We start from the raw sequence: 21,817 nt of genomic DNA on the forward strand, positions 1-21,817 counted from the left end.
GTTCTACGGCTTGTAGTAGTCAGGTTCCGTAGCAGTTAAATGACGACGGCGGTGCAGGCCGCCCAGTGGATCCCCACCGGTGCCTGCACCGTCGTCGTGCGTTCCGGCCTGTTACAGCCCCAGGTCAGCCTCGAAGGCGCCTTCTTCAAGGCGTGCCTTCAGGGTCTGGAGGAACCGGCCGGCGTCCGCGCCGTCCACCAGGCGGTGGTCGTACGTCAGGGACAGGTACATCATGGAGCGGATGGCGATCGAGTCGTCGCCGTTCTCGTCGGCAACAACGACGGCGCGCTTGACGATGGCGCCGGTGCCGAGGATGCCCACCTGCGGCTGGTTGATGATCGGGGTATCAAACAGCGCACCGACCGAGCCGATGTTGGTGATGCTGAAGGTGCCGCCGGACAGTTCGTCCGGACCGATCTTGCCGTCGCGGGTGCGGCCGGCAACATCGGCGATCTTGCCCGCCAGTCCGGCGAGGTTCAGGCTGCCGGCGTCGGAGATAACAGGGACCAGCAGGCCCTTGTCGGTGTCGACGGCGATCGCCAGGTGCTCGGCGTTGTGGTAGGTGATTTCCTGCTTGTCCTCGTCGTACGCAGCGTTGAGCTTGGGGTGCTGCTTGAGGGCCTCGGCCACCGCCTTGGCGATGAACGGCAGGAAGGTCAGCTTGACGCCGTTCTGCGCCTGGAAGGAGTTCTTGGCGCGGGCACGGAGCTTGGCAACCTTGGTCATGTCCACTTCGTGGACCTGCGTGAGCTGCGTGGAGACCTCAAGGGATTCGCGCATGCGGCGGGCAATGACCTGGCGGATGCGCGGCGCTTTCTGCGTGGTTCCGCGCAGTGAGGAGACTGCGCCGTTGGATGCTGCAGCGGCGGATGCTGCCGGCGCGGACGCGGCCGGAGCTGCTGCCGGTGCAGCCTTTGCCTCGGCTGCGGCAATGACATCCTGCTTGCGGATGCGGCCGCCGACGCCGGTGCCGGAGAGGGAGGTGATGTCCACGCCGTGCTGGTTTGCCAGCTTTCGGACCAGCGGAGTGACGTAGCCGGACTCGCCGCCGGCGGCGGGTGCCTCGGCTGCGGCCGGAGCGGCCTGCGGTGCCGGTGCCGGAGCTGCCGCGGGGGCCGGAGCTGCTGCCGGTGCAGGTGCTGCTGCGGGGGCTTCCTGCTTCGGCTCTTCCTGCTTGGGGGCTTCCTGGGCGGGGGCGGCCTGCGGTGCTGCGGGTGCGGGCGCTGCTGCCGCGCCTGAGCCGATGACGGCCAGGACGGAGCCCACCTCTGCGGTTTCGTCCTCGTTGACGCGGATCTCCTGGAGGGTGCCGGCCACGGGGGAGGGGATTTCGGTGTCTACCTTGTCCGTGGACACCTCCAGCAGGGGCTCGTCCACCTCGACGGCGTCGCCGACGGCTTTCAGCCAGCGGGTGACCGTGCCCTCGGTGACGCTCTCGCCGAGGGCCGGGAGGGTGACCTCGTGGCTCTCGCCGCCGCCGGCGGCCGGAGCCTCAGGCGCGGAAGCTTCCTGGGCGGGGGCCTCCTGTGCAGGGGCTTCGTCCGGTGCGGGGGCTTCAGTGGACGGGGCCTCGGCCGGTGCGGCCTGCTCAGCGGCAGGGGCCTCTTCGGCGGGGGCGCCGCCGCCGGAGCCGTCGCCGATGCGGACCAAGGGAGCGCCGACCTCGGCGGTCTCGTCCTCGGCAACCAGGATTTCCTCAATCACGCCAGCTACAGGAGAGGGGATTTCAGTGTCTACTTTGTCGGTGGAGACTTCGAGCAGCGGCTCGTCCACCTCTACCCGGTCACCTACCTGCTTGAGCCAGCGGGTGACGGTTCCTTCGGTGACGCTCTCACCGAGGGCGGGCAAGTTAACGGATTCAGACATGTCGTCCCCGTTCTCCTTATTGATCTTTAGTGCGGATGGTTGCTGCCTGTTGGCCAGCCTAGTGCACCCGGCATTCCGTGCCGGGTGCACCAGGCCCTTTGGTGCTGAGGGAAACTAGCCGTGAAGCGGCTTGCCCGCGAGTGCCAGGTGGGCTTCGCCCAGGGACTCGTTCTGCGTGGGGTGGGCGTGCACCAGCTGGGCCACATCCTCCGGGTAGGCTTCCCAGTTGACGATCAGCTGGGCTTCGCCGACCTGCTCGCCCATGCGGGCGCCGATCATGTGGACGCCCACCACGGGGCCGTCCTTCTGGCGGACCAGTTTGACCAGGCCGGACGTGCCCAGGATGGAGCTCTTGCCGTTGCCGGCGAGGTTGTATTCCTGGGTCTGCACCTGGTCCTCACCGAACTTTTCCTTGGCAGCCTTTTCGGTGTAGCCGACGGTGGCGATTTCGGGGTCGGAGTAGGTGACCTTCGGGATGTTGATGTCCTCGACGACCACCGGCTTCAGGCCGGCGATTTCCTCGGCCACGAAAATGCCCTGCTGGTAGCCGCGGTGGGCCAGCTGCACGCCCGGCACGATGTCGCCGACGGCGTAGATGTTGCCGACGCCGGTGTGCAGGCGTTCGTTGGTGATGACGAAGCCGCGGTCGATTGTGACGCCCGCTTCCTCGTAGCCAAGGTTGGCGGTGACGGGGCCGCGGCCTACGGCAACGAGGAGGAGGTCGGCTTCGAAGGTCTTGCCGTCCACCAGGGTGACCTTGACGCCGTCGTCATTCTGCTCGACGCCCTGGAAGAACACGCCGGTGGAGAACTTGATGCCGCGCTTCTTGAAGGCCCGTTCGAAGTTCTTCACGATGGTGGCGTCCTCGTTGGGAACCAGCGAGGGCAGGCCCTCGACGATCGTGACGTCCACGCCGAAGGACTTCCAGACGGAGGCGAATTCGACGCCGATCACGCCGCCGCCCAGGATGATGGCGCTCTTGGGAATGGAATCCATGGTGAGGGCCTGGTCCGAGGTGATGACCTTGCCGCCGATTTCCAGGCCCGGGAGGGTGCGGGAGTAGGAGCCGGTGGCCAGGACGATGTTCTTGCCCTTGTAGGCCGTGCCGTTAACCACCACCGTGTCGGTGCCCTGGAGCTTGCCTTCACCCTCGATGACGGTGATGCCCTTGGACTTGATGAGGCCCTGGAGGCCCTTGTACTTGCCGGCGATGATGCCGTCCTTGTACGCGTTGACGGCGTTGATGTCGATGCCGTCGAGGGTGACGTTCACGCCGTACTTTGCGGAGTCCCGGGCGTGGTCGGCCAGCTCCGCGGAGTGCAGGAGGGCCTTGGTGGGGATGCAGCCGTTGTGGAGGCAGGTGCCGCCCAGCTTGGCTTTCTCCACGAGGCCGACGGTGAGGCCAAGCTGTACTGCCCGGAGCGCGGCGGCGTATCCGCCGCTGCCGCCACCGAGTACCAGGATGTCGAATTCTTGCGCAGTTGCCTGATCGGCCACTTAGACGCTCCCTCGCGTGAACGATGACGCGGTCCTGCGCATCATCTGGTCTTGGAACCTGCACTGCTGTGATTATTCCAGCAGGCGAATTCTCTTGCATTTGTGACTACCGTGGTTCACCTTAGCGAACCACTTATCCATGCTCCACCCTGGCACCGCGATTGTGGAGCGCTTGTGTCGAGTGTCACGCGGCTTTGTGGCATAGGGATCACCGGTCCCGCAAAGCCGCGTGCCAGCCCGCTGCGGGCCGCCGGATGTCAGGCGGCAGCAGCCAGGACGTCCTCCACATAGGCCACCAGGGTCCGGACCGTGCAGCCCGTTCCCTGCTTGTGGGTGTAGCCATAGGGGCTCCCGTTGTTGAAGGACGGCCCGGCGATGTCGATATGGGCCCAGGGGATCTGTTCCCCGTCCTTGCCCTTACCCACGAATTCACGGAGGAAAACAGCAGCGGTCATCATGCCGCCATGGCGTTCGCCGATGTTCGCGAGGTCGGCGACCTGTGAGTCAAGGCTGGGACGCAGTTCCTCGGGAAGCGGCATTGGCCACACGAGCTCTCCGGCCCGGTCCGCTGCGGCCTTGAGCGGGCCGGTCACGCTGTCCGATCCCATGACACCCGCTGTCCGGTTTCCCAGGGCGATCAGCTGTGCCCCGGTGAGGGTTGCGACGTCGATGATGGCGTCCGGGTACTCGGCGCTGGCAGCGACGATGCCGTCGGCCATCACCAGCCTGCCCTCGGCATCGGTGTTGAGGACCTCAACGGTCTTTCCGCCGAACATCGTCAGGACATCGGCCGGACGTGAAGCGGCGCCGGAGGGCATGTTCTCGGCGATGCAGAGCCAGGCGGTTGCCTTCACCGGCAGGCCAAGTCCCGCCAGGGCCAGGACAGTGTTAAGGACGACGGCGGCGCCCGCCATGTCGCTCTTCATGTCACCCATGCCGAGGGCCGGCTTGATGGAGATTCCGCCAGTGTCAAAGGTGATGCCCTTGCCGACGAGCGCGATCTTTGACGTTGCCTTGGCGGGAGAGTATTCCACCTTGACCAGGCGCGGCTGGCGGGCGGAGCCCTTGCCCACGCCCATGATGCCGCCGAAGCCTTCCTTCTCGAGGCGCTTCTCGTCCCACACGGTGACCTTCACGGGCAGGCCCTTGGCCAGCTCCTTCGCAGCCTCGGCGAAGGACTCGGGGTAGAGGTGGCTGGGCGGCTGGTTCACCAGCGAACGGGTGGCATTGACCGCCCTGCCGATCAGTGCAGCCCTTTTAAGGACAGGGGCAAGTTCCTTCTGGTCGGTCAGGTCAGTGAAAATGACCGCATTGCGGACAGGATCCTTCAGGCCTTCCCTGGAGGTGCGGAACTCGGTGAAGGAATAGGCCCCCAGGGCGGCACCTTCGGCCACGGCTGCGACGTCGGCGGCGGTCGCCGTCGGGAACGCCAAGGCAACCGTGGCGAAACCGGCGAGTTGGCGGATGGCGGAACCGGCCGCCCTGCGCAGTGCTTCCCCGGCCAGGGGCTGCGCAGCCGATACCTTGCCCACGCCGGCCAAAACCAGGACACCCGCGCCGGTCTCGGGGAGGCCCGGCAGGCGCACCAGCTGATCCGCCGCGCCCGTGACGCCGAGCGCCTTAAGGGAATCGGCCAGCGCCTCGGCGGACCTTGCCGTCAGCGGGTTCTCCAGGAGGACGGGACCGTCTGCACCCTGCCCCACGCCTATGACCACGGCGTCGCTGGGGCTCTTCTTCAGGTCCCGCGAGAGGGTACTAAGGTTGATTTCAGTATTCTTGACCACGGGGTCAGTCCTCGATTCTCGAAAGATGTTCGGGCAGGGGAGCATGTTCGGCGCTCTGCCATGGTTCCCCGGGTACGGCCGTTCGGAACGCAGCCCGGGAGTTGCAGGCCCGTCTGGCAGGCCAGTTCCGATCGTAGCCCGTGGCCGCAGCGCGCGGGGTATTTCGTGAGAGGTGCGCCACACCGGGCGCCGGAATGCGAGGCCGTCCCGGGGCGTTGTAAGAAAAGAATGTCCACCCGCACCTATGAAAGGAACATGCCGTGCTTGAACGGATTTCCGGCTCCCTGCTGGACCCCGGTGCGCTCTATGCGAGCAACATTGAGCTGTTCCACAGCCCCGGGCTTCGCGGGCTGAACCTGGTGATGGGCTTCACCGGATTCGCCGATGCCGGCCACGTGGTGAAGCAGATCAATGCGGAGCTGCTGGATTCCCTTGACGCCGAGCCGGTGGCGGTGTTCGACGCCGACCAGCTGATCGACTACCGCTCACGCAGGCCGCACCTGACCTTCGTGGAGGACCACCTCCAGGACTACCAGGAACCGAAGCTGGCCCTGTACCGCCTGGTGGACGGGCTCGGAAAGCCTTTCCTCCTGCTGGCAGGCTTCGAACCGGACCTGCAGTGGGAACGCTTTGCCCGCGCCGTGGTGGGCATCGTGGAGCAACTGGACGTCAACCTGGTTACCTGGATCCACTCCATTCCAATGCCGGTTCCGCACACCCGCCCGGTGGGCGTCACGGTGCACGGCAACCGGCCGGAGCTGATCGAGGGCATCTCGGTGTGGAAGCCCACCGTGGAGGTTCCCGCAGCTGTGGGCCACATCCTGGAACTCCGCCTGGTGGAGGCAGGACGCAATGTTGCCGGTTATGTCATCCACGTGCCCCACTACCTGGCCGAGGCCGAATACCCCACGGCAGCCGTCGCCGGCCTTGAATACCTGGGGGCGGCCACCTCGCTGATGCTGCCCTCGGACAGGCTCCGCGAAGCCGGCCGCGAGGTCAGCCGCCAGATTGCCGAACAGATTGACGCCTCCGAGGAAGTCCAGCAGGTGGTGTCGCGGCTGGAGACCCGCTACGACGAGAAGGCCGAGGGCACGGTCCGCCGATCGCTCCTCGCCGACGAGAATGACGAGCTGCCCAACGCCGACGTCCTGGGCGCCGCGGTGGAAGCGTACCTGGCGCGGGAGAACCCGGGGCAATAAAGCTCTGCAGCGTTGTCCCCGGGCATAATGAAGTGGTGACTGCACCCCGCGCCTGGCTTATCTGGACCATCGGAATCTTTGGGTACCTGGTAGCCGTGGCGCAGCGCACGTCCTTTGGCGTGGTGGGGCTGGAAGCCACTGAGCGGTTCCATGCCAGCGCGTCGGCGATCTCGTTCTTCACTGTCCTCCAGCTCCTTGTCTACGCCGGACTCCAGATCCCGGTTGGCCTGCTGGTGGACAGGTTCGGCTCGCGCGCCATGATCGCCGGCGGCGCCGCCCTGATGGGCCTGGGCCAGCTCCAACTCGCTTTTGCCGACACAATTCCCGGGGGAGTGGCCGGCCGCGTGCTGGTGGGCGCCGGGGACGCCATGACCTTCATCTCCGTGATCCGGCTGATTCCCCTGTGGTTCGCTCCAGCCCGGGTGCCCCTGGTGACCCAGCTGACGGGCATGTCCGGCCAGCTGGGCCAGCTGTTCAGCGTCATCCCGTTCGCCTTCGTCCTCCATCTCTCAGGCTGGACCACCGCGTTCCTGATGCTGGCAGGCCTGTCCGCGCTCGCCGTCGTCCTGGTCCTGCTGCTCCTGCAGGACGCCCCGCCGGGCACGGAACGGCCGCACGCGAAACAGGGCCTGCGGGCAACCGGCGCCTCCCTGGCCCGGGCCTGGCGCCAGCCGGGGACACGGCTGGGGTTGTGGAGCCACTTCACCATCCAGTTCAGCGGCACGGTGTTTGCCATGACCTGGGGCTACCCCTTCCTCATTTCCGGCCAAGGGCTGGATGCCGGAACAGTTGCCGCCCTCATGGCGCTGTACGTCGCCGCCGCAATGGCGGTAGGGCCGTTCATCGGACGCTTCGTTTCAAGGCATCCGCTGCGGCGTTCCACCATGGTCCTGCTGATTGCCGGCGCTACAGCGGGGGCATGGGCTGCCGTCCTGCTGACTCCCGGACGGGCCCCCCTCTGGCTGCTGGCCGGCCTTGTCGTGGTGCTCGCCGTCGGCGGCCCCGGCTCGATGATCGGCTTCGACTTCGCACGGACGTTCAATCCGGCGCACCGGATCGGAACGGCGACGGGCATCGTCAACGTAGGCGGGTTCATCGCAGCCCTTGTCGCAATCTTCCTGATCGGGCTGATGCTGGACGTCCTGTATGCCAGCGGTTTCTCCAACGGCGTCCTGTACGGGCTGGATCCGTTCCGTATTGCCCTGAGCGTCCAGTTCCTGCTGATCGGATCCGGTGCGGCTGCGATGCTGGTATGCCGGCGCAAGGTGCGGCGCCAAATGGCCGCGCAGGGCGTCATTGTTCCACCCCTGCGCAGCGCCCTTGCCCGCCAGCGGCGGGAAAGCCTCGCCCGGCGCCGGCAGCCGACGCCTACGGACGGCGCCGACTAGTCCTGCACAGCGCAGGGTTCCCCACATAGCCGGACCAGGTCCTTACCCGGTGCAGGCGGTCCATGAAGGCTGGAGGCATGACACCTCCAGAGCACCTGACAATCCGCAGCCCGGAAGACGTCCTGGGCTTCATTCCCCACTCGCTGGGCTACTGGCCGTCCGCAAGCCTGGTTGCCATGACACTGCAGGGCAAACGGCTGGGCGCCACGCTCCGTCTGGATCTGCCCGGCCCGGACGTCCTGGCGCAGCCCGCCGCCTTTGCCCGGACGGTCTGCACCTACCTTGAAGCGGACCGTAATGCCGACGGGTCGCTGCTGGCACTCTTCACCAACAATGGCTGGCTGGCAGGGCCGGACCGCTATGGCAGCCTGCTCGCGGGGCTGCAATGGGCGCTGGCCGGAGCAGGAATGCCGGTCCGGGATGCCTGGTATGTCGGCAGCGAGTATTGGCGGGACGCGTTGTGTGCTGATCCTGCGTGCTGCCCTTTTCCCGGACGTCCGGTGCAGGAGATCCGGGACAGCACCCTGAACGCAGAAATGGTGTACCGCGGAAGCAGCGTGGGCCCGGCGCCGCAGGAACAGGCGGCCGCGGTCCTGCCTGGTTCCAGCCTCCATTTTGCTGCTGTCCGGGAGGCCGAAGAGGCGTGGTTGGCACAACTGGACCTGCGCCGCGGAAGCAGGCCGCAGTTTGACGCTGTCCTGGAGGTCTGGGCGGCCCTGCTTAACCGTCCGCGGGGTGAACCGTGGCTGCCCGAGGCTGAACGCGACGGCTTCCTTCGGGCAACCCTGCTGGTACCGCGATGGCGGGATGCCGTCCTGATGATGGCTGCCGCCGGACGGGCGGCAGCGGAAGCCGGGGCCGGGCAGTTCGCCATATTTCGCGACGAATGCCGCCTTGAACCTGTGGCTCCGCCGGCAGAAGCCTTTGGCGCCGGCCCTGGCCGTGAAGCGGCCCCGCCCGGTGGAACTCCGAACAGCCGGGCGACGGAAACGGGTGTTCCCCGCTATGGCGATGTCCTGATGGGGATCCAGCCTGCCGCCCCGGACTGGGAGAGGCTCGACGCCTTGGATCTCATTTTCCAGCAACTCGCACCGTCCGGAGGAAAGGCTGCGGCAGCATCGCTCACGGGAAGGGGCTGGATCGCGTGGTGCCGGGGCCGCGGCTCCTTCTCCGCGGCCTACCTCGCCCAGGCCCTGGATCTGGAACCCGGGTACCGGCTCGCGGAACTGCTGCTGGAACTGGTCCACAGGGGAACCGTCTGCGGCTGGGCGGCACGGAAGGAGGCAGCCTGGCAGAAATTCGGCCCCGACGCGGCGTGAGTGGCGGGCGAAGGGGTGGCGTGAGCGTGCAGCGGGCACGGGCCGGCGGGCTTGCCGGACGATGAGAACAGCGGAGAGGCCGTTAACCGGGAAAACATGAGACAATGGTTGCCGAGACCCGGTTGGGTCCGTGTATCGAGCGCCCAGGATTGTGCCCTTCGGGGAACATTACAGCGGCTCCGGCAGTTGTCTTAATAGACTCTGCCGGCCGTGGTAGCGCTTGGTTTTCACCACGGACTTGACAGGGTCATAGTGGTGTTGCCCGTATGGTGATTCCACAGACCACCGCTAGAAAGGTTTTCTGTGACCCCGTCTTCCACGAAGAAGGACCCCGCCGCCCAGGACGAACTGTCCGCCGAGGAGAAGCAGGCTGCGACCAACGCCAAGCGGGCAGCTACGCGGGCAGCCAACAAAGCATCTGCCGGTGAGGCCGCGGACGGCAAGCGCGAGCCCAAGAAGCGCGGGCCCAAGCCAGGCGCAAAGGCAGCTGCCGAGGCCGCCGGTAAGTCTGCGGCCGGTGGCGCGGACGATGTAGAAGAAGTCGACGAAGATCTCGACGACATCATCCTCGAAGGACCCGAGGTCATCGAGGACGACGCCGAGGCAGATCCCGCCAAGGGTGCCGCCGGCTCCGGCAAGGGCTTCGTCTACTCGGACGCCGATGACGACGACGCACCCGTGCAGCAGGTCATGTCCGCCGGAGCTACCGCCGACCCCGTCAAGGACTACCTGAAGCAGATTGGTAAGGTCGCGCTGCTCAACGCCGAGCAGGAAGTTGACCTGGCGCTCCGGATCGAAGCCGGACTGTTTGCCGAGGAAAAGATCAACGCTGACGACGGCTCCATGGATCCGAAGTACAAGCGGGAGCTTGAATTCATCATCCATGACGGCAAGCGCGCCAAGAACCACCTCCTGGAAGCGAACCTCCGTCTGGTGGTCTCGCTGGCCAAGCGCTACACCGGCCGCGGCATGCTGTTCCTGGACCTCATCCAGGAAGGCAACCTGGGCCTCATCCGTGCGGTGGAGAAGTTCGACTACACCAAGGGCTTCAAGTTCTCCACCTACGCCACCTGGTGGATCCGCCAGGCAATCACCCGCGCCATGGCCGACCAGGCACGCACCATCCGTATTCCGGTGCACATGGTCGAGGTCATCAACAAGCTGGCCCGCGTGCAGCGCCAGATGCTGCAGGACCTGGGCCGTGAACCCACGCCCGAAGAGCTGGCCCTCGAACTGGACATGACGCCCGAGAAGGTCGTTGAAGTCCAGAAGTACGGCCGCGAGCCCATTTCGCTGCACACGCCCCTGGGCGAGGACGGCGACTCCGAGTTCGGCGACCTGATCGAGGACTCCGAAGCCGTGGTTCCTGCGGACGCCGTGAGCTTCACGCTCCTGCAGGAGCAGCTGCACTCCGTCCTGGACACGCTGTCCGAACGCGAGGCCGGCGTTGTGGCCATGCGCTTCGGCCTGACTGATGGACAGCCGAAGACTTTAGACGAAATCGGAAAGGTCTACGGAGTCACGCGTGAGCGCATCCGCCAGATCGAATCGAAGACCATGTCCAAGCTCCGCCACCCGTCGCGGTCGCAGGTGCTCCGGGACTACCTGGACTAGGTCAGGACCGGTCAACAACGCGGCCCGCCGGCCGCCGCGCCCCAGGTGCGGCAGCCGGCGGGCCGCGTTGTTTCCGCCAGGTCGTGCACGACCGCTGCGCCGCGGGCAGTGCCTTGAATCTTTACTGCTTAAAAGGATTGGGACCCCACCATGCGGCGGGGTCCCAACAGCTTCTGGAACCTAGTCGATTTCTACGACTGCCTTTTCGTGAAGCTTGCCCGTCTCGTCGTGCCAGTCGGAGCTCAACGGCTTGAGGGTCGCCTCCACTGCACGGGCGTGGTGGCCGCAGAACAGCAGTTCACCGCCGGAGGACTCCAATACAACCCGGACGTAAGCCTGAGCCCCGCAACGATCGCACCGGTCCAGTGCGTTGAGTGTGCGGTCTGCCACTGCTGTTGTCATGTCGGCCTCCTTAGTAGATCAGTACGTCTATATAACCAGCATTCGTAACAAAACCATCGCAAGGATGGGGCAAGTTCGCTGTGCGCGTATCCGCAAAGTTGGCTCAAGTTCGCCGCAGGGGCTGGCCGGCACAATCCCGCGTGGCGCGGTCCACACCCCCGGCCAGGTGTGGCAGCCGGTCTGCCGGTACCCGGCCGACTACCCTAGAGGAAGCGATCCACGCCTGCTGTTCCCGTCCCTGAAGGAGTTCATCACCAGTGGCACCAAGTTCTGATTACACTGCCCGGCACCTGTCTGTACTGGAGGGCCTCGAGGCTGTCCGCAAGCGCCCGGGCATGTACATCGGTTCCACCGACTCCCGCGGACTCATGCACTGCCTCTGGGAGATCATCGACAACTCCGTGGATGAGGCCCTGGCCGGCTTCGGCCACGACATCAAGATCATCCTCCACGCCGACAACTCCGTGGAGATCCACGATGACGGCCGCGGCATCCCCATCGACAAGGAACCCAAGACCGGCCTGACGGGCGTCGAAGTGGTTTTCACGAAACTGCACGCCGGCGGCAAGTTCGGCGGCGGCTCCTACACCGCCTCCGGCGGCCTGCACGGCGTCGGCGCGTCCGTGGTCAACGCACTGTCCTCCCGCCTCGACGTTGAGGTGGACCGCGGCGGCAAGACCTACAAGATGTCCTTCCGGCGCGGCGAGCCCGGGCGCTTCAAGGACGTCGGCTCCAAGGTCGATCCGGCCGCACCCTTCACCCCGTTCGTGGACGATTCCGTCCTGGACGTGGTGGGCAAAGCGAAGCGCGGGGTCACGGGCACCCGGATCCGGTACTGGGCCGACCGGCAGATCTTCACCCCGGACGCAAAGTTCTCCTATGACGAACTGGCCGCCCGCGCGCGCCAGACCTCCTTCCTGGTGCCCGGCCTCAAACTGACCGTGCGCGATGAGCGGAGGTTCCCGGGAACGCCCGGCGAGGCAGGAGTGCACGAAGAGGTCTTCCACCACGACGGCGGGATCTCCGAATTCGCGGAGTTCCTCGCCGCCGATCCCGCCGTCACTGACGTCTGGCGGCTGCACGGCTCCGGAAAGTTCAAGGAGACGGTTCCCGTCCTGGACGAGCGCGGGCACAGCCAGCTGGCCGAGGTGGAGCGGGACTGTGAGGTGGATGTCGCGCTGCGCTGGGGCATTGGCTACGACAGCACCGTCCGGAGCTTCGTCAACATCATCTCCACCCCCAAGGGCGGAACCCACCAGTCAGGCTTTGAGCAGGCCCTGGTCAAGACCTTCCGCAAAGCGGTGGAAACCAACGCCCGTAAGCTCAAGGCGGGCAACGACAAGATCGAAAAGGATGACATCTTCGCGGGCCTGACCGCCGTCCTGACCGTGAGGCTGGCGGAGCCGCAGTTCGAAGGCCAGACCAAGGAGATCCTGGGCACCTCGGCGGTGCGCGCCATCGTGTCAAAGGTGGTGGAGCGCGAGATCAGTGCCAAGCTCGGCTCCGCGAACCGGAACGACAAGGCCCAGTCAGCCCTGCTGCTGGAAAAAATCGTCAACGAAATGAAGTCGCGGATCTCGGCACGCGTCCACAAGGAAACCCAGCGGCGCAAGAACGCCCTGGAAACTTCCTCGATGCCCACCAAGCTTGCCGACTGCCGTACGGACGACGTCGACCGCTCCGAACTTTTCATCGTGGAAGGCGATTCAGCGCTGGGAACCGCCAAACTGGCACGGTCCTCGGACTTCCAGGCCCTGCTGCCCATCCGCGGCAAGATCCTCAACGTCCAGAAGGCCTCGGTGGGGGACATGCTCTCCAACGCCGAATGCGCGGCCCTCATCCAGGTGGTGGGTGCGGGCTCCGGGCGCAGCTTCGATATCAGCGCCGCCCGCTACGGCAAAGTAATCCTGATGACGGACGCCGATGTTGACGGTGCCCACATCCGCACGCTGCTCCTGACGCTCTTCTTCCGCTACATGCGCCCCATGATCGAAGATGGCCGCGTTTTCGCCGCGGTGCCGCCGCTGCACCGGGTGGAGGTCATCAACGCTGGCCAGAAGGCGAACGAAATGATCTACACGTACTCGGAGGCGGAACTCCATGTCCTCCTGGCCCGCCTTGCCAAGGAAGGCAAGCGGTACAAGGAGCCCATCCAGCGCTACAAGGGCCTGGGCGAGATGGATGCCGAGCAGCTGGCCGAGACCACCATGGACCCGCGGCACCGCACGCTGCGCAAGGTGGGCATCGAGAACGCCAAGCAGGCAGAGGAGATCTTTGACCTGCTGATGGGCTCGGACGTGTCGCCGCGCAAGGACTTTATTATCGCCGGCGCCGCAAGCCTGGACCGGGAGCGCATCGACGCCTGACGGGGCGGTGGAGCCGCCGGAGGTACGACGCCGCGGCTCAGCCCGGCAGCCCCGGTACCACCAGCAGGGCGGTGGGCAGCGCCAGCAGCAGTACGGATCCGGCCATCACCATGTTCCGGACCGGAGCCGGCAGCTCAGGCTGGGGTGAGAGCAGCCTGCTGACCCTGGTGGCCGTGGTGCGGGCCGGGTCCGGGCCGGGCGTGCCGGCGGCCGCCTCGAGCCCGGACAGCGCCAGGCTGGAAGCTGAGGGGCGGAGTTCCGCTCCTCCGGTGCTCCCGGCCGATCCGCTGGCCACGATGGCGATTGCCTTGATCAGCGTGGCCTTGCTCTCGGTTTTGAGCGCGACGTCGTCGGCCAGCATTTCGATCAGCGAATTCACCGACTCCTGGGCCAGGCGGGTGGTGGGCAGCCACGGCAGTGCTTGCCGCCACGCGGCAAAAGCCCACAGCAGCAGGTGGTGCCGTTGGTTCAGGTGGGCGTTCTCATGGATCAGTACCGCCCGGAGTTCTGCCGGTTCAAGGGCCGCCATCAGGCCATCCGAGAGGACCGTCACCGAGCGGGCGCCGCCGGGAAGGCAGTAGGCCACGGGGGAGTCATGGCTGATAACGAGCGTTCCCGTTCCTTCACCGGACGGTGAGGCCAGGAGGGCCAGCAGTTCGCGGTGCCGCCGGCGCTGGCGCTCGATCTTGTAGTAGGTCAGCAACAGTGTGAACACGAGGTGGGCGGTGAGCAGGGCGGCAGCGGACAGGGCAAAGATGTGCCAGAACCCCAAAGCCGTGGTGGGGGCATTGAAGAGCACCATTCCGGCCAGCGCCCGAAGCCCCGCAATCAGGTTGTCGCCGATCGGCTCCAGGCCGTAGACCAGCATGGCGCCGATCATCGACAGCCCGCCGGCCAGGGCGATCGCCTGCCACAGGATCATGGCAGTGAACGGCGAGCGGGCAGGCCACTTCGCCCGCGAGAGGAGGATAGGCACCGGCCACGCCAGGACTATCGCAAGGACCGCCAGCAGGTATGAGGCCCAGAACATGGTGCGTTACAGGTGGCCAAGCAGTTTGCGCAGCGTCTCGGCCTCGCCCTCGGAAACGGACCCAATGAAGCGTGCCAGCACGGCCTCGCGGTCCGGCGCCGACCCCAGCACTTCATGCATCAGCTCAGCGGTGTGGTCCGCACGGCTGGACACTGCCTGGTACCGGTGCGGGCGGGTGCCGCGTTCGCGCTCCACCAGGCCCTTCTTTTCCAGCCGGGACAGCACGGTAAGAACGGTGGTCACGGCAAGTTCCTTGCCTTCATGGGCTGCCGTGCCGTCCTGTCCGGCCGACGTCTGCGCCAGCCGGTCCCGCAGGGTATTAGCGGTGGCTGCTCCCTGGCCCGCCCAGAGCAGATCCATCACTGCCCGTTCCAGTTCACCAAGACTAGCCATTGCACTTTTCCTTTGTTCCCCGCGCCACCGCGTCGAAGCGGCGGTGGCTGCATGCTTTGCTTCAACTACAAGTTCTAATTTACCCGGTTTTCACGAGACTTTCTACGTTGGGTAGAACAGTTCGCCTGCCGCCTCCCTTGCCTGCGGCTCCAGGGGAGTGGAAGCTGGTTTTTACACCGCTGCCGACGTTGTTCTACACTCGGTAGAAGTTCAGTTCTACAAAACGTAGAAGATCTGCATTTCGCTGACACGAGGGACCGCCTTGGACGCTATGGACGCGCTGGAAATCGCACGCTGGCAATTCGGCATCACCACCGTTTACCACTTCATGATGGTTCCGCTGACCATCGGCCTTGGCCTGGTCGTGGCCGTCATCCAGACCGCCTGGCACCGCACGGGCAACTCCGAATACCTACGGATGACCAAGTTCTGGGGCAAGCTGTTCCTCATCAACTTCATCATGGGCGTGGCCACCGGCATCGTCCAGGAGTTCCAGTTCGGCATGGCCTGGAGCGAGTACAGCCGGTTCGTGGGCGATGTTTTCGGCGCGCCGCTGGCGCTGGAGGCGCTCCTCGCCTTCTTCGTGGAATCCACGTTCCTGGGCTTGTGGATCTTCGGCTGGAAACAGCTCAAGCCGGGCATCCACCTGGCCTGCCTGTGGATTGCCGTCATCGGTTCCGTCTTCTCCGCTTACTTCATCATCGTGGCCAACAGCTGGATGCAGCACCCGGTGGGTGTGGAGATGATCGACGGCCGGCCTGTCATGACTGACGCCTGGGCCGTCTTCACCAACAACACCGCCCTCGTTGCCGTGCCCCACACGCTGTTCGGCGCACTGGCGGTGGCGGGCGGCTTCCTCCTCGGCATCGCCTGGTACCACCTGTGGCGGAGGCGGCGCGACGGCGTCGACACCGTGGGCGCCGACGGCAAGGTGGTCCCCGGCGAAGCAGCGGACATCCCCGGCCGTGACCTGAACGACCACAAGGTCTGGCTCCGGTCCCTGCGCATCGGCGCCGTGGTTGCCATGATTTCCTTCGCCGGCACAGCCCTCACCGGCGACCTCCAGGGCAAGCTGATGTTCGAGCAGCAGCCCATGAAGATGGCCGCGGCGGAAGCTGCCTGCCACGACGGCACCGGCTTCTCGGTCCTCAGCATCGGCAACATCGGCTCGCAGAACTGTGACGACATCGTGGCGCTGATCGAGGTTCCGGGCATCCTCTCCTACCTGGCCAAGGGGGACTTCACCACCGAAGTCCAGGGGGTCAACACCCTGCTGCCCGAATACCAGGAGAAGTACGGCACGAACCTGCCGGACAACCCGATCTACGGTGAACGCGCCGGGCAGGAGATCGACTACCTGCCGGTCATGGAGGTGACCTACTGGGGCTTCCGCATGATGATCGGCTTCGGCGGGCTTGCCGCCCTGGCAGCGCTGGTGGCGCTGTGGATCACCCGGAAGGGAACCGTTCCAGAGTCCCCGTGGCTCATGCGGCTGGCGGTCTTCGGCATCCTGGCCCCGTTCGGTGCCAATGCTGCCGGCTGGATCTTCACGGAAATGGGACGCCAGCCTTTTGTGGTGGCCCCCAATCCCGACCCCAGCGGCATCGACCAGGTGTTCATGTTCACCGCCGCCGCGGTTTCGCCGGGGGTGTCGGCGGGAGAGTTGCTGGCATCACTGGTAACGCTGACGGCGGTGTACGCGGTCCTGCTGGTGGTTGAGGTCAAGCTGCTGGTCAAGTACATCCGGGGCGGAGTAGTTTCCGCCATGCCGGAACTGGCGCACGCACCCGTGGACGAGAACGAGGACGCCACCCCGGGACCGGGCGGCCCAGGCGGCGGGAAACCCGCCGACGACGTCCTGGCCTTCGCCTACTAGCCCGATACCAAGCAGAGGAAACACAGAATGGAACTGCTCCCGACCATCTGGTTCATCGCCATCGCCGTGCTGTGGACCGGGTACCTCTTCCTTGAGGGCTTCGATCTCGGCGTCGGAATGCTCATGAAGCTTTTCGCCCGCAACAACACCGAACGCCGGGTCCTGCTCAACACCATCGGCCCGGTCTGGGACGGCAACGAGGTCTGGCTCCTGACCGCGGGCGGCGCCACCTTCGCTGCCTTCCCGCTCTGGTATGCCTCCCTGTTTTCGGCCCTTTACCTGCCGCTCCTGGTGGTGCTCGTTGCCCTGATCTTCCGCGCGGTGGCCTTCGAATACCGCGGCAAGGTGGACACCGAAGAGTGGCGTGCCCGCTGGGACTGGGCCATCGCCCTCGGTTCCTTCTTCGCCGCTTTCGGAGTGGGCGCCGCGCTGGCCCTCACCACCACCGGGCTTCCCCTGAATGCGAACGGCGACCGTGAGGGCGGTCCGCTGGCCTGGTTCAGCGGCTACGCCGTGCTGGGCGGGCTCGCCGTAGCGGGTTTCTCACTGCTGCATGCCCTGGCCTTCCTGGCCCTGAAGACCGACGGCGACGTCCGGCACCGGGCCCGCCAGTGGTTCGTGCGGCTGCTGCCGGTGCTGTTGCTGCCCATCGCCGCGTGGGCCCTCAGCATCCAGTTCCTCGACGGCAAGCCGTGGACCTGGGCCCTGGTCATCCTCGCCGTTGCCGCGGCAGCCGCAGCCTGGTTCCTGGCCCGCAAGGCAGCCGAAGGCAAGGCCTTCCTGGCCCTGGGCGCCTTCCTGGTACTCGGAACCGCGTCCATCTTCGCCGCAGTATTCCCCGTGGTGCTGCCCTCCACCCTGGACAGCGCCTTCGACCTGACCATTTCAAATGCTTCCTCCTCGGATTACACTCTTGGCCTTATGAGTGTCGTGGCCGCCTTCGGCCTCCCCCTGGTCATCGCCTACCAGGCCTGGACCTACTGGGTCTTCCGGCGGCGTGTCAGCGCGGCGCACATCCCGGAGGCGCACAGCTTCCTGCCGGCCATCGCCGCCAGGGCCTTCACCACGAAGGGCTGACATGCGGCCAAGTTTCCCGCCCGGTCCCGCCACCCGCTCCGCCCTCTACCTCCTGGGACTGCTGGCTGCGCTCAAGGCGTTGTCCCTGGTGCTCATGGGCCAGGCGGTGGCATCAGCCCTCGCCGGAATGGTGGCGGGGGACCCGGGCTGGGCCGGCGAGATTCCCCTGGGACTGGCCGGCGCGGTCCTGCGGTCCCTGACGGTCTGGGGACAAGCCGTTGCATCCCGCCGGGCCGCCCTTGGCATCAAGGAGGAGCTCCGCGCCGGGCTCCTTGAACGGGCTCTGCGCAACGGCGTACGGGAGACCGGACCGGCCGACGGCGGGCTCGCCGTTTTGGCAACCCGCGGCCTGGACGCCCTGGACAACTACTACACCCAGTTCCTGCCCGCGCTGGTGAACTGCGCCACGATTCCGCTGCTGCTGGGAGCGCGGATCCTTTTCGCCGACTGGCTCAGCGCAGTGGTGATTGTCCTGACGGTGCCGCTCGTGCCGTTGTTCATGGTGCTGATCGGCCGGTATACCGAGGACAGCGTCCGCGAGGCGCAGGCCTCCCTCGCAAGGCTCTCCGCCCACATGCTGGAGCTCGCCAAAGGACTGCCCGTCCTGGTGGGACTCGGCCGGGCCACGGCGCAGCGCAAGGCGCTGGAGGAGATCTCGGAGGAATACCGCGCCCGCACCATGGGAACCCTGCGCACGGCCTTCCTGTCGGCCCTGGCGCTGGAACTGATCGCAACCATCTCCGTCGCTGTGGTGGCGGTGTTCATCGGTGTCCGCCTGGTGCACGGCGACATGCCGCTCGAAGCAGGCCTGCTTGCCCTGATCCTGGCGCCGGACTGCTATCTTCCGCTGCGGGAACTGGGCACCGCCCACCACGCCAGCGACGACGGCCGGGTTGCCCTCGCCGCAGCCGCCGCTGTCACGGATGCTCCCGAGCCCCGCCCGCTTCCTGCAGCCAAGGCAGGAAGGCCCGGGGCGCCGGTCACCGTCACGGACCTTGCCGTGAGCTACGGCGGAAGGTCAGGGCCCGCCGTCGGCCCGCTCACCTTCTCGGCACCCCAAGGCAGGATCACCGCCCTGGACGGCGCCAGCGGCGCAGGAAAGAGCACGGTCCTCGGCGTCCTGGCCGGGACCATTGGCGACGGCGGCGGCACCACGGTAACCGGCACGGTCCAGGGCCTGGACCGGACCGCCCTGGCCTGGGTGCCGCAACACCCCGCGATGCTCGCGGAAACCGTCCTGGATGAGGTGGTGCTCTACGTTTCCGGGGACATCCCTGGCGCCCGCGGCCATGCAGGCGCGGAAGCCGCCGCACGCGCCTGCCTGGACCGCGCTGCCGCCGGCCACCTGGCCCAGCAGCACCCGGCGGAACTGAGCCCGGGCGAGCTGCGGAGGGTCGCCCTGGCCCGGGGGCTGGCGAAGATCGAGGCCGGAGCCACCGTCCTGCTGCTCGACGAGCCCACCGCGCACCTGGACGACGCCTCGGCGATGGCCGTCGAGGAGGCCATCAGGAAGCTCCGGGGCCGGGTGACGGTGATCCTGGTGGCACACAATGAACGCACCCGCAGCCTCGCGGACCACGTGGTGGCCGTGGGAGGGCCGGGCCGGACAGTCCCCGCCGCGGCGCACCCGGCGGATGCATTCCAGGCACAACCTGCTACCGCGGCCGGCTCCGCCGCCGGCGAAACGGCCGACGACTCAGCCGGCACGGCTGCCGGCGCCACAATCCCCGCCGCGCCCGAACCAGCAGACAGCCGCGCCACCGCCCGGCTGCTCGCAGTGCTCCTTGCGCCGGTGCGCGGCAAGTTCGCGGCCGCCGCGGTGTTGGGCACGCTGGCCGCAGTCTTCGCCGTGGCGCTGTCCGGCCTGTCCGGCTGGCTGATCATCCGGGCCAGCGGGCAGCCGCCCATCCTGTACCTGCTGACCGCCATCGTGGGGGTGCGGTTCTTCGGAATCGGGCGGGCGGTGCTCCGTTACTGGGAACGGCTCCTCCTGCATGATGCGGTGTTTGCCGCCCTCACCCGGCTCCGCGGACAGCTGTGGGAGTCGCTGAGCCGCAGGGCGCTCGCACTCCGCCGCCTGCTCCAGGGCGGCAACGTCCTGGGATCGGTGATTGACGACGTCGATACCGTCCGCGACCTCCTGCCCCGCGTTGTGCTGCCGCCCGTTACCGCCCTTGCCGTCTCCGCGCTGGCACTGGCCACTACCGGCCTGCTGGTGCCGGCCGCGCTGCCGGCCGTCCTGGCCGCCGCCGCGGCCAGCCTGTTCATGGCGCCGGCCCTGGCACTGTGGGCTGACCGGAAATCTGCCAGCGCCGAACAGGTTCTGAGGTCCGGAGTGCTGCGGCGCATTTCCGCAGCCCTTGATGCCAGGGCCGAGCTGCACGCCAACGGCGTTGCCTTCGCTGTCCTTGCAGGACTGCGGGCGCAGGACCGCGATGCCACCCGGGCGTCCCGGCGCTCGGCCTGGGCGGACGGACTGGGCCACGCCATCACCACCGCTTCGTGCTGCGCCGCGGCTTTCGCTGCCGCCTTGCTGGCGGCTCCCGCGGTGTTCGAGGGCCGCCTCGAGCCCGCCACTGCGGCGGTGGTGGTGCTGCTGCTCCTCGCGCTCGTGGAACCTTACGCGGCGATGACGACGGCGGTACGCCAGTTCCCGGCGCTCCGGACGGTCATGCGGCGCGTCGCCGCCTCGGGCGCGCTGGACCGCGCCGCCCCCGATTCCGTGGGCAGCGCTGCGGACGGCCTGCAGGAGGTGCCGCCCCGGCACAACTGTGCTCCCGGCGTCGAACTCGAAAACCTTGCCGCGGCCTGGCCGGGCGGTGCGCCGGTGTTTGCCGGGCTGGACGCGGTTGCGGAACCGGGGCGTTGGCTGGCAGTCACCGGGCCCTCGGGCTCCGGAAAGTCCACCCTGCTCTCGGTCCTGCTGGGCTTCCTTCCGGCCGCCGCGGGGACTGCCCGGGTGACCGGCCGGGCCGCGTGGTGCCCGCAGGAGGCCCACCTCTTTGACTCGACCATCCGCGGCAACCTGCTGCTGGGCAAGCGTTCCTCCGGGGACCGGGCTGCCGGCGGCGACGCCGAACTTCGGGATGTGCTTGCGTCCGTTGGGCTGTCCGGCCTGGTGGAGGGGCTGCCGGCGGGCCTGGACACCCGGATCGGTCCCGGCGGTGCGTTCCTGAGCGGAGGGGAGCGCCAGCGCCTGGCGGTGGCCCGCACGCTGATGACGGGCGCGGAGGTGATCCTGTTGGACGAGCCGACGGCCCACCTGGATGCGGAATCGGCACAGGACATGCTGGCGGACCTGCGCGCGGGGCTGCGGAACCGCACTGTGGTGCTGGTGACCCACAACCCCGCTGACATCGCCCCCGGCGACGCCCGCCTGGTGCTGGCCGCCGGGTCAGGGAACACAGGACGCGCACCCGCGCCTGCGTATGCCCGGACCCGTGCCTCGACGGCGTATGCGCTTACCGCGGCAGAGGGGGATCAGCCGTCCACGTCGTGAAGGTGATGGACGACGTCGTGCAGGAAGTACTGGGCGAGGGTCAGGACGGTGAATTCAGAACCGTTGCTGCGCAGCCCTTTCCGTGCCCACTCCGCTTCGCGGACGCCGGCAAAGGACTCCGCCACCTGCTTACCCTCTGCGGCCAGTTCAGCGCTCACCACGGCGGGATCGGCGTTGGCGTAGTCCTTGTCCAGCGCTGTCCGGTCCTGGTCCCAGTTCTCGAACCGGGCGTCGTCCGAATCCAGCATGAGGTTCAGCCTCTGGTCAAAGAGGCTGAAGACGTCCCGGACGTGGCAGGCGTACTCCAGCGCCGACCAGGTGTGCTCGTTCGGGCGCTCGGCGGCGTCCGGCCTGCGCAGGACGGCCCGCCAGCGGGGGAGCATGTTTTCGATGGTCCCGGGGACCGTTGACGGCGTGACCGTGGAAGCGTCAAAAGAGCATTCCGGGCAGGGACGGGTCAGGACCCAGGTCCAGTCCTTCTCATCAGGAACGATAGGCATGGAAGCA

Annotated in this window: 15 protein-coding genes; 8 read left to right on the plus strand and 7 right to left on the minus strand. The window is 67.0% G+C overall.

What is annotated here, in order from left to right:
- Window positions 1–111: 111 nt before the first annotated feature.
- The 3 genes from sucB to ACQ3DC_RS16250 all read right to left on the minus strand — a co-directional run bounded on the left by sucB (window position 112) and on the right by ACQ3DC_RS16250 (window position 5,147).
- Window positions 112–1,866 carry a 2-oxoglutarate dehydrogenase, E2 component, dihydrolipoamide succinyltransferase gene (gene sucB / locus ACQ3DC_RS16240; protein ID WP_430752765.1) on the minus strand — a complete coding sequence of 585 codons (1,755 nt, stop codon included), beginning with the start codon at window positions 1,864–1,866 and terminating at the stop codon, window positions 112–114.
- 114 nt (window positions 1,867–1,980) lie between these two features.
- Window positions 1,981–3,363 carry a dihydrolipoyl dehydrogenase gene (gene lpdA, locus ACQ3DC_RS16245; protein ID WP_321215945.1) on the minus strand — a complete coding sequence of 461 codons (1,383 nt, stop codon included), beginning with the start codon at window positions 3,361–3,363 and terminating at the stop codon, window positions 1,981–1,983.
- 257 nt (window positions 3,364–3,620) lie between these two features.
- Window positions 3,621–5,147 carry a leucyl aminopeptidase gene (locus ACQ3DC_RS16250; protein ID WP_323057377.1) on the minus strand — a complete coding sequence of 509 codons (1,527 nt, stop codon included), beginning with the start codon at window positions 5,145–5,147 and terminating at the stop codon, window positions 3,621–3,623.
- A gap of 260 nt (window positions 5,148–5,407) precedes the next feature.
- Here ACQ3DC_RS16250 and ACQ3DC_RS16255 point away from each other — a divergent pair, with 260 nt between their 5' ends.
- From ACQ3DC_RS16255 to ACQ3DC_RS16270, 4 genes are all read left to right on the plus strand, one after another.
- Window positions 5,408–6,346, plus strand: coding sequence for a proteasome assembly chaperone family protein (locus ACQ3DC_RS16255; RefSeq protein ID WP_321215947.1), 939 nt, complete (start codon window positions 5,408–5,410; stop codon window positions 6,344–6,346).
- Between the two features lie 35 nt (window positions 6,347–6,381).
- Entirely contained in the window at window positions 6,382–7,734 is a 1,353-nt protein-coding gene (locus ACQ3DC_RS16260; protein ID WP_430752766.1) for an MFS transporter, read from the plus strand.
- Between the two features lie 77 nt (window positions 7,735–7,811).
- A complete protein-coding gene (locus ACQ3DC_RS16265) occupies window positions 7,812–9,053 on the plus strand; it encodes a DUF4192 domain-containing protein (RefSeq protein WP_430752767.1) in 1,242 nt (413 codons plus the stop codon).
- Window positions 9,054–9,356: 303 nt separating this feature from the next.
- Window positions 9,357–10,667 (plus strand): RNA polymerase sigma factor, encoded by a 1,311-nt coding sequence (locus tag ACQ3DC_RS16270; RefSeq protein ID WP_321215950.1) that lies wholly within the window; start codon window positions 9,357–9,359, stop codon window positions 10,665–10,667.
- A gap of 180 nt (window positions 10,668–10,847) precedes the next feature.
- Here ACQ3DC_RS16270 and ACQ3DC_RS16275 read toward each other — a convergent pair whose 3' ends face one another.
- Window positions 10,848–11,069, minus strand: a complete 222-nt coding sequence (locus tag ACQ3DC_RS16275) for a DUF7455 domain-containing protein (RefSeq protein WP_139028897.1) — start codon at window positions 11,067–11,069, stop codon at window positions 10,848–10,850.
- 257 nt (window positions 11,070–11,326) lie between these two features.
- On the opposite strand from ACQ3DC_RS16275, the gene ACQ3DC_RS16280 reads away from it, so the two are divergent.
- Window positions 11,327–13,435, plus strand: coding sequence for a DNA gyrase/topoisomerase IV subunit B (locus tag ACQ3DC_RS16280; protein ID WP_321215951.1), 2,109 nt, complete (start codon window positions 11,327–11,329; stop codon window positions 13,433–13,435).
- Between the two features lie 37 nt (window positions 13,436–13,472).
- Here the strand turns inward: ACQ3DC_RS16280 and ACQ3DC_RS16285 are convergent, their stop codons facing one another.
- Together ACQ3DC_RS16285 and ACQ3DC_RS16290 are read right to left on the minus strand one after the other, a co-directional pair.
- On the minus strand, window positions 13,473–14,465 hold the full coding sequence (locus tag ACQ3DC_RS16285) for a M56 family metallopeptidase (RefSeq protein WP_430752768.1): 993 nt from the start codon (window positions 14,463–14,465) through the stop codon (window positions 13,473–13,475).
- Between the two features lie 6 nt (window positions 14,466–14,471).
- A complete protein-coding gene (locus ACQ3DC_RS16290; protein ID WP_157238481.1) occupies window positions 14,472–14,858 on the minus strand; it encodes a BlaI/MecI/CopY family transcriptional regulator in 387 nt (128 codons plus the stop codon).
- Window positions 14,859–15,129: 271 nt separating this feature from the next.
- Between ACQ3DC_RS16290 and ACQ3DC_RS16295 the strand changes: the two genes are divergently transcribed.
- Genes ACQ3DC_RS16295 through cydD form a run of 3 tightly spaced genes read left to right on the plus strand, consistent with a single transcriptional unit; the run spans window position 15,130 to window position 21,310 of the window.
- Complete coding sequence (locus ACQ3DC_RS16295) at window positions 15,130–16,734, plus strand: cytochrome ubiquinol oxidase subunit I (protein ID WP_430752783.1); 1,605 nt, start codon at window positions 15,130–15,132, stop codon at window positions 16,732–16,734.
- Window positions 16,735–16,761: 27 nt separating this feature from the next.
- Complete coding sequence (gene cydB, locus ACQ3DC_RS16300; protein WP_157238480.1) at window positions 16,762–17,811, plus strand: cytochrome d ubiquinol oxidase subunit II; 1,050 nt, start codon at window positions 16,762–16,764, stop codon at window positions 17,809–17,811.
- A 1-nt stretch (window position 17,812) separates the two neighbouring features.
- On the plus strand, window positions 17,813–21,310 hold the full coding sequence (gene cydD, locus ACQ3DC_RS16305; protein WP_430752769.1) for a thiol reductant ABC exporter subunit CydD: 3,498 nt from the start codon (window positions 17,813–17,815) through the stop codon (window positions 21,308–21,310).
- On the opposite strand, the gene ACQ3DC_RS16310 is transcribed toward cydD, so the two are convergent.
- Window positions 21,292–21,810: a DinB family protein gene (locus ACQ3DC_RS16310; RefSeq protein WP_321215954.1), complete on the minus strand. Its 519-nt coding sequence runs from the start codon at window positions 21,808–21,810 to the stop codon at window positions 21,292–21,294. The genes cydD and ACQ3DC_RS16310 overlap by 19 nt on opposite strands.
- Window positions 21,811–21,817 lie beyond the last annotated feature (7 nt).

Source organism: Paenarthrobacter sp. NEAU-H11, assembly GCF_050573415.1.
Taxonomy (GTDB): domain Bacteria; phylum Actinomycetota; class Actinomycetes; order Actinomycetales; family Micrococcaceae; genus Arthrobacter.

Bases quoted from the DNA above. Each gene is read 5' to 3' on its own strand.
- sucB (WP_430752765.1), bottom strand. From the start codon at position 1,866: ATGTCTGAATCCGTTAACTTGCCCGCCCTCGGTGAGAGCGTCACCGAA.
- ACQ3DC_RS16265 (WP_430752767.1), top strand. From the start codon at position 7,812: ATGACACCTCCAGAGCACCTGACAATCCGCAGCCCGGAAGACGTCCTG.
- ACQ3DC_RS16275 (WP_139028897.1), bottom strand. From the start codon at position 11,069: ATGACAACAGCAGTGGCAGACCGCACACTCAACGCACTGGACCGGTGC.
- ACQ3DC_RS16285 (WP_430752768.1), bottom strand. From the start codon at position 14,465: ATGTTCTGGGCCTCATACCTGCTGGCGGTCCTTGCGATAGTCCTGGCG.
- ACQ3DC_RS16290 (WP_157238481.1), bottom strand. From the start codon at position 14,858: ATGGCTAGTCTTGGTGAACTGGAACGGGCAGTGATGGATCTGCTCTGG.
- ACQ3DC_RS16295 (WP_430752783.1), top strand. From the start codon at position 15,130: ATGGACGCGCTGGAAATCGCACGCTGGCAATTCGGCATCACCACCGTT.
- cydB (WP_157238480.1), top strand. From the start codon at position 16,762: ATGGAACTGCTCCCGACCATCTGGTTCATCGCCATCGCCGTGCTGTGG.
- cydD (WP_430752769.1), top strand. From the start codon at position 17,813: ATGCGGCCAAGTTTCCCGCCCGGTCCCGCCACCCGCTCCGCCCTCTAC.
- ACQ3DC_RS16310 (WP_321215954.1), bottom strand. From the start codon at position 21,810: ATGCCTATCGTTCCTGATGAGAAGGACTGGACCTGGGTCCTGACCCGT.